Annotated in this window: 16 protein-coding genes; 5 read left to right on the top strand and 11 right to left on the bottom strand. The window is 64.7% G+C overall.

What is annotated here, in order from left to right; all coding sequences use genetic code 11:
* Window positions 1-264: 264 nt before the first annotated feature.
* Window positions 265-933, bottom strand: a complete 669-nt coding sequence (locus C935_RS0106555; RefSeq protein ID WP_018861722.1) for a metalloregulator ArsR/SmtB family transcription factor — start codon at window positions 931-933, stop codon at window positions 265-267.
* A 197-nt stretch (window positions 934-1,130) separates the two neighbouring features.
* On the opposite strand from C935_RS0106555, the gene C935_RS0106550 reads away from it, so the two are divergent.
* On the top strand, window positions 1,131-1,583 hold the full coding sequence (locus C935_RS0106550) for a hypothetical protein (protein WP_018861721.1): 453 nt from the start codon (window positions 1,131-1,133) through the stop codon (window positions 1,581-1,583).
* 107 nt (window positions 1,584-1,690) lie between these two features.
* Here the strand turns inward: C935_RS0106550 and mnhG are convergent, their stop codons facing one another.
* From mnhG to C935_RS0106505, 9 genes are all read right to left on the bottom strand, one after another.
* On the bottom strand, window positions 1,691-2,086 hold the full coding sequence (gene mnhG, locus C935_RS0106545; RefSeq protein WP_018861720.1) for a monovalent cation/H(+) antiporter subunit G: 396 nt from the start codon (window positions 2,084-2,086) through the stop codon (window positions 1,691-1,693).
* Entirely contained in the window at window positions 2,079-2,354 is a 276-nt protein-coding gene (locus C935_RS0106540) for a cation:proton antiporter (protein WP_018861719.1), read from the bottom strand. Before C935_RS0106540 ends, mnhG begins: the two co-directional genes overlap by 8 nt.
* Before the next feature lie 11 nt (window positions 2,355-2,365).
* Window positions 2,366-2,839, bottom strand: a complete 474-nt coding sequence (locus C935_RS0106535; protein WP_018861718.1) for a Na+/H+ antiporter subunit E — start codon at window positions 2,837-2,839, stop codon at window positions 2,366-2,368.
* Window positions 2,836-4,341, bottom strand: a complete 1,506-nt coding sequence (locus C935_RS0106530) for a Na+/H+ antiporter subunit D (protein WP_018861717.1) — start codon at window positions 4,339-4,341, stop codon at window positions 2,836-2,838. The genes C935_RS0106535 and C935_RS0106530 overlap by 4 nt, the downstream gene beginning before the upstream one ends.
* A complete protein-coding gene (locus C935_RS0106525) occupies window positions 4,338-4,685 on the bottom strand; it encodes a Na+/H+ antiporter subunit C (protein WP_018861716.1) in 348 nt (115 codons plus the stop codon). Before C935_RS0106525 ends, C935_RS0106530 begins: the two co-directional genes overlap by 4 nt.
* A complete protein-coding gene (locus C935_RS0106520) occupies window positions 4,685-5,110 on the bottom strand; it encodes a Na+/H+ antiporter subunit B (RefSeq protein WP_018861715.1) in 426 nt (141 codons plus the stop codon). Before C935_RS0106520 ends, C935_RS0106525 begins: the two co-directional genes overlap by 1 nt.
* Window positions 5,107-7,407, bottom strand: a complete 2,301-nt coding sequence (locus C935_RS0106515; protein WP_018861714.1) for a putative monovalent cation/H+ antiporter subunit A — start codon at window positions 7,405-7,407, stop codon at window positions 5,107-5,109. Before C935_RS0106515 ends, C935_RS0106520 begins: the two co-directional genes overlap by 4 nt.
* A 217-nt stretch (window positions 7,408-7,624) precedes the next feature.
* Window positions 7,625-8,314, bottom strand: coding sequence for a TIGR04211 family SH3 domain-containing protein (locus tag C935_RS0106510; protein ID WP_018861713.1), 690 nt, complete (start codon window positions 8,312-8,314; stop codon window positions 7,625-7,627).
* Between the two features lie 130 nt (window positions 8,315-8,444).
* Window positions 8,445-9,833 carry a hypothetical protein gene (locus C935_RS0106505; RefSeq protein WP_018861712.1) on the bottom strand — a complete coding sequence of 463 codons (1,389 nt, stop codon included), beginning with the start codon at window positions 9,831-9,833 and terminating at the stop codon, window positions 8,445-8,447.
* Between the two features lie 387 nt (window positions 9,834-10,220).
* Between C935_RS0106505 and C935_RS0106500 the strand changes: the two genes are divergently transcribed.
* Both C935_RS0106500 and fabA read left to right on the top strand, forming a co-directional pair.
* Window positions 10,221-10,535, top strand: a complete 315-nt coding sequence (locus C935_RS0106500; RefSeq protein ID WP_018861711.1) for a hypothetical protein — start codon at window positions 10,221-10,223, stop codon at window positions 10,533-10,535.
* 106 nt (window positions 10,536-10,641) lie between these two features.
* Entirely contained in the window at window positions 10,642-11,154 is a 513-nt protein-coding gene (gene fabA / locus C935_RS0106495) for a 3-hydroxyacyl-[acyl-carrier-protein] dehydratase FabA (RefSeq protein WP_018861710.1), read from the top strand.
* A gap of 30 nt (window positions 11,155-11,184) precedes the next feature.
* Here fabA and C935_RS0106490 read toward each other — a convergent pair whose 3' ends face one another.
* Window positions 11,185-11,667, bottom strand: a complete 483-nt coding sequence (locus C935_RS0106490) for a DUF1249 domain-containing protein (protein WP_018861709.1) — start codon at window positions 11,665-11,667, stop codon at window positions 11,185-11,187.
* A 250-nt stretch (window positions 11,668-11,917) separates the two neighbouring features.
* On the opposite strand from C935_RS0106490, the gene C935_RS0106485 reads away from it, so the two are divergent.
* The gene (locus C935_RS0106485; RefSeq protein WP_018861708.1) at window positions 11,918-13,555 is read left to right on the top strand and encodes an alpha-D-glucose phosphate-specific phosphoglucomutase; all 1,638 of its coding nucleotides are present in this window, start codon (window positions 11,918-11,920) and stop codon (window positions 13,553-13,555) included.
* Between the two features lie 21 nt (window positions 13,556-13,576).
* Entirely contained in the window at window positions 13,577-14,968 is a 1,392-nt protein-coding gene (locus C935_RS0106480; protein WP_018861707.1) for a sodium-dependent transporter, read from the top strand.
* Window positions 14,969-15,106 lie beyond the last annotated feature (138 nt).

The following is a 15,106-nucleotide window of genomic DNA, read 5'->3' as shown; positions in this document are numbered from 1 at the left end:
ACCGGGGAAGCCCCTCCGCAACCGAACGGACCCCGGCGGGCACGGTTTTAGTCTAATATTCTTTAGAATAAAGACTATTCCGCAGCCGAGGGGATGTCAAATATGTTCTGACCAATGCAGATGGGGTCCAGCGCAGGAAACGGACGAACGCCCGACTGCACGCGGGGCAGGCGTTGCCGTTAGGGGCGCTGACGCGGAGTAAGCGAACCGGCATCGCCACCACAAGGCGGCTTCAGCGCCCGGAGGGGTCTAGGGAAACATTAACTAGTGTTTCCCTTGTTCCAGGGGGAGCCCCTGATGGCGCCATTCGGCCACGCCTTCATCAAGACGGACCGCGCGGAAACCATGCTCGCCCAGAATCGCAACCGCGTCGCGCGCCATCAGGCAATACGGCCCCCGGCAGTACGCGACCACCGGGACATCCGGCGCCAGTTCGTCCAGACGTTGTTTCAACTCGCGCAGCGGGATGGAGCGGGCATGTGGCAGATGCGCGGTGGCGTACTCGGTGTCCGGGCGAACGTCCAGCACGATGATCTCGCCCTTGCGTGCCTGCTCCAGCAACTCCCGACCGCTCAGCGGGACCATATCGCCGGCGCTGGCCGCCATATCGCGCACGGCGCCCTGCAACTCCAGCAACCGGCTCTCGGCCAGCTCCCGCAAAACGACCCAGAAGTCCGCGACACGCGGGTCTGCCAGGCGATAGAAAATGCGTCGCCCTTCGCGCCGGGATTCGACAAGATGGGCCTGCCGAAGCTCTTTCAGGTGGGCGCTGGCCAGCTTGACGCTGATCTGTGCATCCGCCGCGAGGTGATCAACGCTCTTCTCGCCCTGAACCAGGATCTCGATCAGTTCCAGTCGTTTCGGACTGGACGCCGCCTTGCCGATTCGTGCGACCTGGTCATAGAGCAAATCCTTCAGTTCGCGATCGGACATGAACGCATTCCAGATGGGGAAGTCGGCAAGGTAGACCGCACCGCCCCGAGGTGCAAGGCCCAAGCGGGAACGCGGTCATGTTGTGCCCTGCCCATTCTTGAGTAAATTACTCGGGAACTATTCATTAGCAGTTGTTAACTAACTAACCGACAAGCCGTGCCCGCAGCTGGGCACCCGTTCCCGAAAGGAGGACAACCATGAGCCAACTGATCCACAACTTCCCGGCCGACGGCGTCGTCACCATCAACCGGGTGATCCTGAAGCCGGAGTACAGCATCGATGACCTGCAGGAGCGTGTCGCCATGCTGTGCGAAAACGTGAAGACCTATCACTCGGATACCGGCTTCGTTGGCGGCTTCGTCGCGCTGAACTCCGGAGCCGTATCCAACGAAGGCTCCACCATCGGCCAAGCCGTGGAGAGCCCGATGAAGGACAAGGAGGCGCTGATCATCACCTTCTGGCGCAGCTTCGAGGAGCACGAGGCCTCGCACCAAAGCGAGACCTTCCAGCCGCTTTTCCAGGAGGTCCTGGAGCTGTGCGAAAACGGTAACGAAGAGATCGCCTACGAGATGCTCTGGTCGGGTGCGGCGTATTCCCCGGAAGAGGCCAAGGCCGCCCGCGAGGCGAAGGAAACCCATCAGGCGGCCTGAGCCCGTGCTGATGACAGAGTGACCTCCAGTCGTACTTCTTTCCTGCGACTGTGCCCATTGCCGGGACCTTGTGTCCCGGCTTTTTATGGATCACGCCGTAGCGAGCCCTACCGACGGGGTTCGTCGTCCGGCGAGGACTCGTTCATCTCCGGCGGCGAGGCGAGCGTGTGCGTCTTTTCGTCGTAGCGCCCCTTCAGCTCGTCGGAACGCGTACGCTCCCACAGCGGAACACCGACGAAATACCCAGCGCGGCCGATGGCATGCGCGGCCACCGGGGCGGTCAGCAGCAGAAAGCCGATTACGGCCACCGCACGGGCGGTCACCCCCCCCTCTCCAAAGTAGATGGCCACACCGACCATCATCAGACCGGCACCAAGCACTCCGGCCTTGGTCGTGGCATGCAGCCGCATGGGGAGATCCGGCATGCGCACCAGCCCGAGTGCCGCGACCACCATGAACGCAGCGCCGGAGACCAGGAAAAAGCCCGTAATCAACTCAATCATCTTCGCGGTGCCCCCCTTTCTCCAGATAGCGGGCAAAGCCGATCGCGGCGAGGAATGCGGTCAGCGCCAGGACCATGGCCACGTCGATGAACGGGGTCCGGCCACTGGATATCACGTACACGGCGATAAAGCCGATGGTCAGCGACGCGATCAGCTCCAGCGCCACCACCCGGTCGGGCAGCGTCGGCCCCAGATAGAGACGCCAGAACCCCAGCACCAGCGAGATACTGAGCAGGACATTGGCGACGATGATGGCGATTTCGAACATCTGTGCCCCCGCTAACGCAGGACCTCCAGGGCCCGGTGTTCCAGATACTTGATCGAGCGGATCACCGCGTCGCGGTCTTCCAGGTACATCACATGGATGTAGAGCACCTTCCGGTCTGTGGATACGTCAAGACTCAGCGTACCCGGCGTCAGCGAGATCAGGTTCGCGACGATGGTGATCTCGCCATCGGTCTGTGCATCCAGCGGGAAGGCGATCACGCCCGGCACCATGTGGTGCGTGGGCGTGATGACATCGTAGGCGACCTTCAGGTTCGACAGGAACAACTCCCACAGGAAGAACCCAATGAAGGCAAAGAATCGGGGCACCCGGCGGGCGTAGCTCGCAAACGCCGGCATGTCGCGCAGTGCGAATGCCAGCAGGACATAGCCGAGGAAGAAACCGATCAGTAGGTTGCCCCCGGTGAAGTTGCCGGTCAGGAACACCCAGATCAGGGCCAGCGCGATATTCCAGGTCAGCGCGATCATTGCCGTGCCTCCCCGAGGACCGCCTCGATGTACTGCGACGGATCCAGCAACTGTTCCGCCGACATCGCCGCCATCTGATAGATCGGCTCGCCGTACAGGCCGATGGCCACGGTCATCAGCGCGAGCATGATCACCGGCACCCACATCCAGATCATCGGGCCGGAGCTGACATCACGGAGCTCGTCTTCGACCCCTTCCGGCTGCGCCTTCCAGAACACCTCGGCCCAGATCTTGATCATCGAATAGAGCGTCAGCAGACCAACCACCAGTGCCACGGCCACGACCCAGTAGGCTTCGGCCTCGATGCCCGCGCGGATGATGATGAACTTGGCGAAAAACCCGGACAGCGGTGGCAGACCCGCCAGCGACAGCGCCGGAATCAGGAACAGCACCCCCAGCATCGGGTTCGTGCGGTAGATGCCCCCCATGTGCTTGAGCTCATGGGTGCCCTTCATCACGAAGGTAATCCCGCTGATCAGGAACAGATTCGCCTTCACGATGATATGGTGCATGATGTAGAACACGCCACCCACCAGCGCCAGCGGCGTAAACAACGCCAGTCCCATGATCATGTAGCCGATCTGGCTGATGATGTGAAACGACAGGATGCGCCGGAACTCGTAGTGGGCGGCCGCCCCGAGCACGCCGGTCAGCATCGTGGCCGCAGCGACCCACAGCAGGATCTCGTGGGTGTAATCCACATCCTGGTTAAAGATCAGCGTGAACACACGGAACAGCGCATACACCCCGACCTTGGTCAGCAGGCCCGCGAACAGCGCGGAGACCGCGACCTTCGGCGTGTGATAGGACGCCGGCAGCCAGAAGAAGAACGGGAAGGCCGCCGCCTTCACCCCGAACGCGACCAGATACAGCATCGCGATCACGGTGATCAGCCCGGTATCCTCCACCGTGGAGAGCTTGTCGCCGATGTCCGCCATGTTCAGCGTACCGGTCAGACCGTAGGTCAGGCCGATCGCAGTCAGGAAAATCATCGACGACAGCAGGTTCAGGGTGACGTACTTGATCGCCCCTTCCATCTGCGCGCGCTCACCACCCAGGATCAGCAACGCGAAGGACGCGACCAGCATCACCTCGAACCAGACGTAGAGGTTGAAGATGTCGCCGGTCAGGAACGCGCCGTTCACCCCCGCCAGCAGCAGGTGCAGCAGGGGATAGTAGCCGAACTTCTCCGACATCTTGCCGATGCCGGACAGGGAGTAGACCGCCGTCGCAAACCCGATGATGCCGCTCAGCACCACCATGATCGCGGCCAGCATGTCGGACACCAGCACAATCCCGAACGGTGCCGGCCAGGAACCCATCTCCATCACGATGTGGCCGTGTTCCCAGGTCTCCAGCAGCAGCCAGACGGTGGCTGCCAGCATCGCACCTGTGCCGAGCACACCCAGCGCGCGCTGGGCGAAATGCGAGCGCCAGAACATCACCGACAGCGCGCCGGCGAGCAGCGGGATGATGACCGGAAGGGCAACGGACATATTCATCGATCCGTGTCCTTCATCTGGTCCATGTCATCGGCCTTCACGACCTCGTAGGCGCGATGGATCAACACCACGGCGAAGGCCAGCACGCCGAAGCCGATCACGATCGCGGTCAGCACCACCGCCTGTGCCAGCGGATCGGCGGACAACCCCTCGGGCATCGTGGCGCCCGGCGGGATCAGCGGCGGGGCGCCCGGCAGCATTCCGGCCATCGTGAAGATCAGCAGGTTGGCGGCGTTCGACAACAGTACGAGGCCGATCACCAGCTTGACGATCGAACGCCGCAGCATCATGTAGATCGCAGCGGCATACATGCCGCCGATCACGAAGGACATGACGACTTCCATCAGTCTTCCGCCTCCGCCAGATTGAGCATGATCGTCAGCACCGACCCGATCACGACGAGATAGACGCCGATATCGAAGACCAGCACGGTGGAGAGCTTGATCTCGCCGAAGACCGGGGCCGTGAATTCCCACCACTGGGCGGTGAAGAACGCCTGTCCGAGGAAGGCTGCGGGCAACGCGCTGACGACCGCCAGCACCATACCGGCCCCCAGCAGGTCCCGCGGGTCCACGCGCAGCACCTTGCGCGCGGAACGGATATCCATCGAAAACAGGTACAGCACGATCGCCGCGGCCGCGACCAGACCACCGATAAAGCCGCCACCCGGCTCGTCGTGCCCGCGTAGCAGCAGGAACACGGAGAACAGCAGCAGAAGCGGCAGCAGGAAGTGCCCGGCCGTACGCAGGATCAACGAATGCATATTCATCGGCGGTCCTCCGCACGGAAGCGGATCATCGCGTACACCCCGATCGCCGCCAGAGCCAGCACGAAGATCTCGCCCAGCGTATCCAGGGCCCGGAAGTCCACGAGCACCACATTCACGATGTTGCGGCCGTACCCAGAGGGTTCCGACTCCTCAATGAAGTACTGCGCGATGGAATCGAACAGGCGCGCATCGAGCGTACTCAGCATCAGCAGAGTGATCATGCCGCCGGTGATCAGCGCGATCCCGGCATCACGCAGCCGCAGCGCGCTGGACGACAGGCTCAGGAACCCCGGCAGGCGGAACAGCACCAGCACCAACAGGATCACCGTCAGGGTCTCCACCAGCACCTGGGTAATCCCCACGTCGGCCGCGCTGTACAGCACGTACACCAGGGCAACCGTAAAGCCCAGCGACCCCAGTGCCGCCACCGCGCCCAGACGCGAGCGCGTGGTGACCGCAAACAGCATCGAGGCTGCAAGGACCGCGATGATCGCCATTTCGTGGATCCGCAGACGCTCGAAGTGCACCGTGCCAACACTCACGTCAAACAGCTGTGCAGTCACCCCGACCAGGCCCGCGGTCATCACGACGATCACGATCACGTAGTAGCGCAGATAGCCGTTCTGCAGCACGCGGGTCTGCCATTCGGAGAGCCAGACCAGGCCATCCATCATCTTGAAGTAGCCCTTCTCGGGGCCGTACTCGGCCGCTTGGTCCACCCAGGCCAGGGCCCGGCGCGCCTGCTCCCAGCGCCAGTAGAGCAGACCACCCGCGATCAGACTGAACGCGGAGATCGCCAGCGGCCAGTTGATGCCGTGCCACAGCGCCAGGTAGCCATCCACCGGCGCGCCCTGCACGCTCGCCGCCGCGGCGTTGACCAGCCCTTCGTCCGCCAGCCCCGGCCCGAGACCGAAGATCAGGCCCAGGCTCGCCAGCACGACCGGGCCGGCCAGCATCGCCGGTGGCGCCTCGTGGTGCGGGGTCTTGGGTGTTTCCACCCGAGCCCCGAACCACGGCCGAATACCGACGATCGCGGCCACCGCCACGCCGAGGATTGCAGTCAGCACCGCCAGCAGCGTCAGGATGCCCACCAGACCCGGCGCCTCGAGCACCGACTCCAGCATCAGCTCCTTGGCTACGAAGCCGAACAGCGGGATCACCCCACCCAGCGAGAGCGCGGCGAGGATCGCAAAGGCTGCGGTAACGGGTAATGCGGTGCGCAGCCCGCCCGTCTGCAGGAAGTCCTTGGCCCCGGCCTCGTGGTCGAGGATGCCGGCGACCATGAACAGGGCTCCCTTGTACAACGAATGCGCCAACAGGAAGGCCATCGCGGCCATCAGCGCGGTCTCGGTGCCGATACCGATCAGCATGGTCAGTGTGCCCAGTGCCATCACGGTGGAATAGGCCAGAACCTGCTTCACCCCAGTACTGCGGAAGGCCAGAAAGACGCCGGTGAACATCGTGATCGCACCGAACAGTGCCAGCGTGGTGAACCAGATCTCGGTGCCGCCCAGCGACGGGTTCAGGCGCGCCAGCAGGTAGACCCCGGCTTTCACCATGGTGGCCGAGTGCAGGTACGCGGAGACCGGCGTCGGCGCGGCCATCGCGCGCGGCAGCCAGAAGTGGAACGGGACCTGTGCCGACTTGGTAAAGGCCCCGATCAGTATCAGGATCAGTAATGGCAGGTACAGCGAGTGCTCGCGGACGACATCGCCATTGGCCAGGATCTCGGAGAGTTCGTACGAGCCGCCGGCCATCGCCAGCATGACAATCCCTGCAAGCAGAGCCAGGCCACCACCAACGGTCACAATCAGGCCCTGCAATGCGTACTTGCGGGCGTCCGCGTTCTCGTGGTTATAGCCGATCAGCAGATAGGACGTGATGCTGGTCAGCTCCCAGAACACGAACATCGCGATCAGGTTGTCCGCCAAGACCAGCCCCAGCATGGAGCCCATGAAGGCGAGGATGATTACGTAGAACCGCCCGAGGTCTCGGTGGCCCTCGAGATAGCGCCCGGCATAGGTGACGATGAAGAACCCGATGCCCGAGATCAGCAGCGCGAACAGCAGTGACAGGCCATCCACCAGGAACGACAGGTGGATATCCAGGCCCGGCAGCCAGGGCCAGCTGAGTACGATGGACTCCCCGCTCGAAACCGCGGGCAGGAAACTCAGGAAATAGACGAACAGCGCCGCCGGGAGGAGCCCCAGCACCCAGCCGCTGGCGCGACCGGTGACGCGATGGACCGCGGGCGCAATCGCGGCCACCAGAAATGTTGACAGAATTGCGTAGAGCATCCGGCCAGCTGAGTCCTTTTGCGTCGGGCGTTATCCGCGTGACACCGACCGATCTGCCGGGAATCACGCTACTGGAGTTGCGTCCGTCACCAAGGACCACCGGCGACGGCTTCAAAACAGCTGCGAAAGCCTAATGGCTCAACCGCCGCCACGCAAGAAACGCGAATCGGGACACGTTTCAGCGCCTGCTCGCGGCAGAGTTGGGGTGACCGCGGGATCAGTACCAGTCGCTTCGGCGGCGGCGCAGCGGGATGCGCGTCAGGATGATGCCGAGAATCAGGCTGCCGACGGTCACGGCCGCACCGGTCATGAACCAGCGCCGCTGGCTGTCGGCCTGCATCACCTCGACCTGGCGACGGTACTCGTCCGCGGAATCACGGGCCTCGACCAGTTCGCCCTCCAGTCGACGATTCTCTCGCTGGATCTCCTGCGGCCGCGCCGCCACCTCGCGCAACTCCTCCAGCTCCGATTCCATATCCGCAACCTGCACCTCCAGTCCGTCACGCTCGGACTCGAGTTCGTTGCGGATATCCAGGAGCTCGGCGATGCGTCCCTCCTGGTCGTCCGCGCCCGAGCGGATCTCGGCCAGCTCGGCCTCGACCTCTTCCAGACGCTCACGGGAATGCGGCTCGTCCTGCAGATAGCGCGTCAGGATCCACGCCTCGGTACCGCTGGGCAGGCGAATACGGGTATGGCCATCGCCGCTCTCCTCGAGCACCGTGACCTCCTGCCCCGAACGCACAGAACTGATAATTCGGCTGTTCGGTCCGGTGCCATTGCGCACCCCGACTTCCAGTTCGTCGCTGACGAAACGCGTGGTCTCGGCCATCACCGCCGTCGCGGTCAAGCCACCCAGAATCAGAATCCCGGATACCATCAGCCCGCGCATCACCCGCTGCATCTGCATGCCCATTTCCTGCCTCTCACCTGGTTGCCCGATCCGGCCATTGAGTGAGCGTCGCCATCATGGCCGGGGGGCGCATTCTACAGTGGCATTCGCGGCTCGCGGGAACGCACCGCCTGCGGGGTGATCCGGATCACATTCCGGCCTCCGTATCCCGGGCCGGCATCGACCGCCCCGTGAGCCGTTCGCGCACCGTGCGTGCCGGAAAGGTCACCAGTTCGAACAGCGCAGGCAACAGGCGCCGCAACTGCAGCGCGACCACGGCAAGCAGGTGCAGCACCCCGGTCAGCAGCGCGAGCAAGATGCCCAGCACGCCCCCGATCAGTACCCGTATCGCCTGCAAAAGGGATACCAGCCACAACGGCGTCAGCGCCACCACCAGCGGCACCACCAACCCGATGGCCGCACCGACCATCTGTTCGGTCCAGTACAACGTGGGTGGAGGCGCCACTTCCCCGGCCATCAGGGTCTCCAACAGCTCGTTTCGGTAGCGGACCCACTCCAGGTGATAACCGGCCAGGCCCGACAGCACCACCACGGCGGCGAGCACCATCAATGCCGTGACCACCAGCCCCAGGCGGGCCCAGTTGTCGCGTTCCATCACCGCCTGCGGCAACAGCCGGATTGCCCCGCGACTCTCGGCCAGCAACCACCCGCTCACCAGCGCGATCCCCAGCAGCAGCGCGATAATTCGATCCGACAGCGTCCCGGGCCCACCGTCGTCCGCCCCCGGGAACTGCCCGGCGAACGGCGGCCCGAAAAGCTGGTGGTACACAGTGACCGCCAGAACTGTCAGCACCAGTCCCACCACCCCCAGGAGCCCCTGGCTCAGTGCCTGGACATACGACGGCAGTTGATGCCGAACCGAGGGTTCGGTCTGCTCGCAACGTGTCAAGGCGCGGTCCAGACGGTCGCCCTGGCGGAGCAAGTCACCCAAACGCCGTTGCAGGCCCTCCAGGCGATCGACTAGTTGATCCACCGGAGTCTCGAGCCGCCGCCGGGCGGCCAGCATGCCCTGCGACAATTGTCGGTGTTCTTCCATGCCCAGTCGCGCGATACGCAGGATCGTCTCCTGGATATCCTGGGCCAGCCGCTGGCTCTGGGGCGTATCGCTGACGGGCGTGCTCGCCAGAGCCTCGAGACGGCTCACCCAGGCGGGTTCATCGAGCAGACGGGTCTCGTCCCGCTCGTAGGCCTCGCGAAGGGCACGCAAGGTATCGGTCGCCTCCTGGCGAAGCTGCGGCATCTGCGCCAGGTCATGCCCCACCAGATGGCCATAACGACGCTCCAGGGCCTCCACTGCCCCGTGAATGCGATCAGCCTCCAGACGCGCCAGATAGCGGCGATGCCAGCCCGTTACGGCGTCCCGCAGATGAACGAGGTGTCGCCGCAGGGCACACATCACGCGCACCAGTCCGCCGGTAACCGCGAACAGTACAGCGCGTACCGGATTCCGCGCCCAGTCCAGCAGCACGATGGCGACGATGATCGCCAGAGTCACAATCAGGATCGTGATAGCCACGCCACCCCCTCATCGGTTCTGTCTGTGCCCCGGATGTACCGAGCCCCACCCCTGCACGGTTGGCAACGGCCATTCACCCGTCGCCGATCCTCTCCCCGCCGGATTATGGCCGATCCCGCCGTTCGACGCGCGAGGACCGTGGGGAAACGCTGATGAATGAACACGCTCGCGCTGGTACCCAGGTTTTCCAAGCCAAGGCGCGTCGTGCAATGGGCGCGGGAAGAGCATTGCGGCTCCCTTGTGCAGAATCCCTGCATGGCGGTCACCGCGCCTTGTTCGCACACGAAAGCCGCCCAAACGCGGGTGTGCACATCAAGCAGCGCTTCCCTGCCACTCAAGTTTGCGGTGGGCACGCCGATAGCAGGGTAAATCCCCGGAGAACTTCAGATGCTGCAGACCGACCTACTTCCCGTCGCCGCTCCCGAACGCATGGGACAACCCGGCTGGCTGGACGCCGGTTTCACTGCTGGCTGGTTGCCCGCCTTTCGCCATCGCGGTACCGGCGAGGTGCATGCCAGCCATCTGGAAGACGGCCGCCTGGCCTGTACTCATATTCTCGACACCCTGCCCGCGGGCTGGATCGCCGAGCGGGACGCCGAAGGCCGCCCCGGCGCGCTGGTGGCCGACATCCAGGCGGGCTACCTGCGCGGGTCGCGCTTCTACACGCTGGCCGAGCTGTTGCGCTACCCCAGCGATGCCTGACGTCCGCGGCTGAGCGGCCGCGAACGCGCCACGTCGGTGACCGGCGGAATTGCTTTTGCGCGCGGGTTTCGGTCCAATACCGGGCTTTTCCCCGAGCGGCGCCCCCATGCAGAAGAATCAGTACGATCGCGACGAACTCCTGGCCTGCGGCTACGGCAACATGTTTGGCCCGGGCAACGCCCAGTTGCCGGTCCCCAACATGCTGATGATGGATCGCATCCTGGAGATCAACAGCGACGGCGGCGAGCATGGCAAGGGCCAGATGATCGCCGAGCTGGATATCGACCCGGACCTGTGGTTCTTCGCCTGCCACTTCCCCGGCGATCCCGTGATGCCCGGCTGCCTGGGACTCGACGCGATGTGGCAGCTGGTCGGCTTTTACCTCGCCTGGCTGGGCAACCCCGGCCGCGGCCGCGCACTCGGTGTGGGCGAGGTAAAGTTCACCGGTCAGGTCCTGCCCACCGCGAAGAAAGTCACCTATCGCATCGACATGAAGCGGGTGATCTCGCGCAAGCTGGTGCTCGGTATTGGCGACGGCATCGTCGAGGTCGACGGCCGGCCGATCTACGAGGCACATGACCTGCGCGTGGGCCTGTTCACCTCCACCGAGAATTTCTGACCTGAACGGCGAGCCTGCTCCGGCAGGAAGCTAGTCCGTCGCCAGCGGAGCAGCCGTGGCGTCGGGGTGAAAGCGGTGGCCCTGGCGCAGGCAGTAGCGCAGCCACTTGAACAGAAACCGGTTGTGCCGCCAGCGGCAGCCCAACCCCGGGTGCCCCGCGATCGTGTCGATCACCAGGTCCTCGCCACTGCGCCGGCAGTGACGCCCCAGCACTTCGGCCTGCCGCGCATCGTGGAACAGGCGCACCCGGGCATCCGGTTGCAGGCGCGGTTCGTCACGCCCGGCAAACGCATAGGTCAGTCGCAGCGTGGTCGTATACCGCGTGCGTTCTAGTACCTCCATGTGCAGATCCAGCGCCCCCTCGACTCGCGAGACCGAGCGTACCGGCTGGCGGTGCAGCTCCGGGCACAGGCGCCGCACGGACAGGTAGTTCTCCTCGTACATCTCCATCAGCGCCGCGAAGGTCACAGGGCGCGGCTCGAGATGGGCAGGGGTGCGGGTATCCAGCAACATGCCGCGCAGTCTAACAGCCCCCGAACAAACACTGGCCAATGAATCCGCACGAAAGAGTGCCCGGTTTCCCACGATCCACCTTCCGCTTTGTCACTGGCCAACGCCATCCAGCCCGAGTTGGCCGGCGGCCAGCGGCTGCCGAAAACCATACCCAAACCGCCCGTCCGGCACGGGACACCCCTGGCCCTTTTTGGTACCGTCAAGTCAGATGGGAACCACCGGCGTGCAACCAACAAGGACTCACGACTTCATGGATATCAGTGTCGTCACGACCCGGCCGTTTACCGATCAAAGGCCCGGCACCTCGGGCCTGCGCAAGCGGGTACGGCAGTTTCGACAACCGCACTACCTGGAGAATTTTGTCCAGAGCATTTTCGAGGCGCACCCCAGCCTGTGCGAAGGAGAACTGATCCTGGGCGGGGATGGCCGCTTCCATAATCGCGAGGCGATCCAGACCATCCTGCGCATGGCTGCGGCCAACGGCGTCAAGAAGGTCGCGGTCGGCCACGCCGGACTGCTGTCGACCCCGGCCGCCAGCCACCTGATCCGCTCGCGCGGCGCCACCGGCGCCATCATCCTCTCGGCCTCCCATAACGCCGGAGGGCCGGAGGGAGACTTCGGCGTCAAGCTGAACACGGCCAATGGCGGGCCCGCGCCGCCCGGCGTCACCGATGCCATCTACGAGCACAGCAAGTCGCTCACCCATTACCGCATCGCCAGCGGCACGCCACATGTCGACATCGACCACCTGCACAGCACCCATCTCGGGGAGATGTCGGTCGAGATCATCGACCCCGTGGGCGCCTATGCCGACCACATGGCGACGCTGTTCGACCTCGAGCGCATCGGCGAACTCCTGCGCTCGGACTTCTTTCGTATGCGCTTCGACGCGATGCATGCGGTCACGGGGCCCTACGCCGAGGAGATCCTGATCAACCGTCTGGGCGCCCCCGCCGAAACCCTGCTGCGCGCGGAGCCGCTGGCCGATTTTGGGGGACGCCACCCGGACCCGAACCTGGCCCACACCCGCGAGTTGTGCGAGGCCCTGTACGGGCGTAACCCGCCGGACTTTGGCGCGGCCTCCGATGGCGATGGCGACCGCAACCTGATCCTGGGCCCGCATTTCTTCGTCACGCCCTCCGACAGCCTGGCCATCATGGCGGCCAACGCCCACCTGATACCCGCGTTCTCCGACGGCCTGAAGGGTGTGGCGCGCAGCATGCCGACCAGCCAGGCCGTGGACGTGGTCGCCAAAGCGCTCGGCATCCCCTGCTTCGAGACCCCCACCGGCTGGAAATTCTTCGGCAACCTGCTGGACGACGGCCGCATCCGCCTGTGCGGGGAGGAGAGCTTTGGCACCAGCTCCGACCATGTACGCGAGAAGGATGGCCTGTGGGCCGTGCTGTTCTGGCTGAATCTGCTGGCCGCCCGCCGCCAGTCGGTGGAAGAGATCGTGCGCGACCACTGGCGCGACTACGGTCGCCACTACTACACCCGGCATGACTACGAAGCGCTGGATACGGCCCGTGCCGAACAGGTGATGGCGCGTATCGGTGAACAGCTCTCGAGCCTCCCGGGACAGTCGCTCGCCGGCATGCGTGTCGCGGAGACGGACGACTTTGCCTACCGCGACCCGGTGGATGGTGGCGTGACCGAGCATCAGGGACTGCGGGTCCTGTTCGAGGGCGGCGCCCGCATCGTGTTCCGCCTCTCCGGGACTGGCACCGAAGGGGCCACCCTGCGCATCTACATCGAGCAGTACGAGACCCACCCGGAGCACCTGGACCGCGAGCCGCAGGAGCTGCTGCGCCCGCTGATCGAGGCCGCCGTGCGCCTGGGTGATCTCCCGGGCCTGGCCGGGCGCGACAAACCCGATGTAATTACCTGACCCGCGCCCGGTCCACCGCTGATGGACATCGTCGCCACCCGGCAGCGCTGGACGCATGGCTATGCGTTCGTGCTGGCCGCCACCGCCTCGGCGGTCGGGCTCGGCAACATCTGGAAGTTTCCCTACATCCTCGGCCAGAACGGCGGCGCCGCCTTTCTGGCCGTGTACCTGCTGACGATCGCGCTGATCGGCATCCCGATCATGATGGCCGAGGTCATGATCGGGCGGCGGGGTCGCCGCTCCCCTGGATACGCGGCGCTCGCGGTCGCCCGCGAGGCGCGAGTGCGCGACGCCTGGCAGATGGTCGGCTGGGTCGGGATCATCGCCCTGTTCGTGATTATGACGTTCTACGTAGTGGTCGCCGGCTGGGTCTTCTCCTATGTCCCACGCGCCGCCGGCGGCGCCTTCACGGGCATCGATGCAACCGAGGTCATCGCGGTCTTCGAGAGCGTCCAGACATCACTTTCGGGCATGTTGCTGTGGACCACCTTCGGCATCGCGGCGACCTTCGCGATTGTGGCCCTGGGGCTGCGCAACGGGCTGGAGCGTGGTGTAGCGCTGGTCATGCCGCTGCTGTTTGTCCTGCTGCTGGCCGCCATGGTCGGCGGTCTCTGGGTCGGGGACGTCCAATTGGCCCTGGACTTCATGTTCCGTCCGGACTTCTCCGCCCTCGACCGTCACAGTCTGCTGATCGCGGTCGGGCATGCATTCTTCACCATGACGCTCGCCGCCGGCGTACTGATGATGTTCGGTGCCTACCTGCCCCGGCAAACCTCCATCGCCGGCACCGCCGTCGGGGTCGCGATTGCGGACACCGTGATTGCGCTGATCGCCGGTGTGGCGATCTTCCCGATCGTCTTCGCCTATGGCCTGGATCCGGCCACCGGGCCGGGCTTGATGTTCGAGGCACTGCCGCTGGCGCTGTCCGCGATCCCGGCGGGCGTCATGCTCACGACGCTGTTCTTCGCAACGCTAAGCCTCGCGGCCTTCAGCACCATGATCGCGAACGTCCAGGTATTCGTGCATCTATTGCACGACCACTTCGGTATCTCCAACCTGCAGGCCGCCCTGGGCAGCGCGCTGGCCATCTGGGGCTTCAGTCTGATCACCATATTCTCGTTTACGGGGGCCGGCTGGGCCCAGATCGACCTGGTCGTGCTGGGGCGCGAACTGCCAACGCTGTACCACCTGCTGGAACACACGGCCATCAACATCCTGCTGCCGGTCAGCGGCCTGCTGATCGCGGTGTTTGCCGGCTGGATCCTCCCGGTGGCGATCACTCGCGACGAAATGGGACGGCCCACAGCGGCCTTCCATATCTGGCGTCTGATCCTGCGCTATGTCGCGCCCATCGCCCTGCTGACCCTGTTCTGGCAACTGTCCACGTTCAGCAGCCACTTGCCTTTGACCTAGGGAGACGCTGATTTAATCGCACGTCCGCGTTGGTGCCCCCTGTTTTCCGAGACAAGGCGCGTCGTGTAGCGGGTAGTGGTTCTACCCGCAAGCGGCGCAACGCAGGATCGGGGAACAGGGGGCACCAACCCCACAAGC

Source organism: Thioalkalivibrio sp. ALJ3, from assembly GCF_000377205.1.
GTDB lineage: Bacteria > Pseudomonadota > Gammaproteobacteria > Ectothiorhodospirales > Ectothiorhodospiraceae > Thioalkalivibrio.
Note: the sequence above shows the minus strand (reverse complement) of the source record. Positions and strands in the feature narration are given on the sequence as shown.

What these genes read in the sequence shown, in the direction of transcription:
- C935_RS0106555 (WP_018861722.1), bottom strand. Translation starts at nt 933, where the DNA reads ATGTCCGATCGCGAACTGAAGGATTTGCTCTATGACCAGGTCGCACGA.
- C935_RS0106550 (WP_018861721.1), top strand. Translation starts at nt 1,131, where the DNA reads ATGAGCCAACTGATCCACAACTTCCCGGCCGACGGCGTCGTCACCATC.
- mnhG (WP_018861720.1), bottom strand. Translation starts at nt 2,086, where the DNA reads ATGATTGAGTTGATTACGGGCTTTTTCCTGGTCTCCGGCGCTGCGTTC.
- C935_RS0106540 (WP_018861719.1), bottom strand. Translation starts at nt 2,354, where the DNA reads ATGTTCGAAATCGCCATCATCGTCGCCAATGTCCTGCTCAGTATCTCG.
- C935_RS0106535 (WP_018861718.1), bottom strand. Translation starts at nt 2,839, where the DNA reads ATGATCGCGCTGACCTGGAATATCGCGCTGGCCCTGATCTGGGTGTTC.
- C935_RS0106530 (WP_018861717.1), bottom strand. Translation starts at nt 4,341, where the DNA reads ATGAATATGTCCGTTGCCCTTCCGGTCATCATCCCGCTGCTCGCCGGC.
- C935_RS0106525 (WP_018861716.1), bottom strand. Translation starts at nt 4,685, where the DNA reads ATGGAAGTCGTCATGTCCTTCGTGATCGGCGGCATGTATGCCGCTGCG.
- C935_RS0106520 (WP_018861715.1), bottom strand. Translation starts at nt 5,110, where the DNA reads ATGAATATGCATTCGTTGATCCTGCGTACGGCCGGGCACTTCCTGCTG.
- C935_RS0106515 (WP_018861714.1), bottom strand. Translation starts at nt 7,407, where the DNA reads ATGCTCTACGCAATTCTGTCAACATTTCTGGTGGCCGCGATTGCGCCC.
- C935_RS0106510 (WP_018861713.1), bottom strand. Translation starts at nt 8,314, where the DNA reads ATGCAGATGCAGCGGGTGATGCGCGGGCTGATGGTATCCGGGATTCTG.
- C935_RS0106500 (WP_018861711.1), top strand. Translation starts at nt 10,221, where the DNA reads ATGCTGCAGACCGACCTACTTCCCGTCGCCGCTCCCGAACGCATGGGA.
- fabA (WP_018861710.1), top strand. Translation starts at nt 10,642, where the DNA reads ATGCAGAAGAATCAGTACGATCGCGACGAACTCCTGGCCTGCGGCTAC.
- C935_RS0106490 (WP_018861709.1), bottom strand. Translation starts at nt 11,667, where the DNA reads ATGTTGCTGGATACCCGCACCCCTGCCCATCTCGAGCCGCGCCCTGTG.
- C935_RS0106485 (WP_018861708.1), top strand. Translation starts at nt 11,918, where the DNA reads ATGGATATCAGTGTCGTCACGACCCGGCCGTTTACCGATCAAAGGCCC.
- C935_RS0106480 (WP_018861707.1), top strand. Translation starts at nt 13,577, where the DNA reads ATGGACATCGTCGCCACCCGGCAGCGCTGGACGCATGGCTATGCGTTC.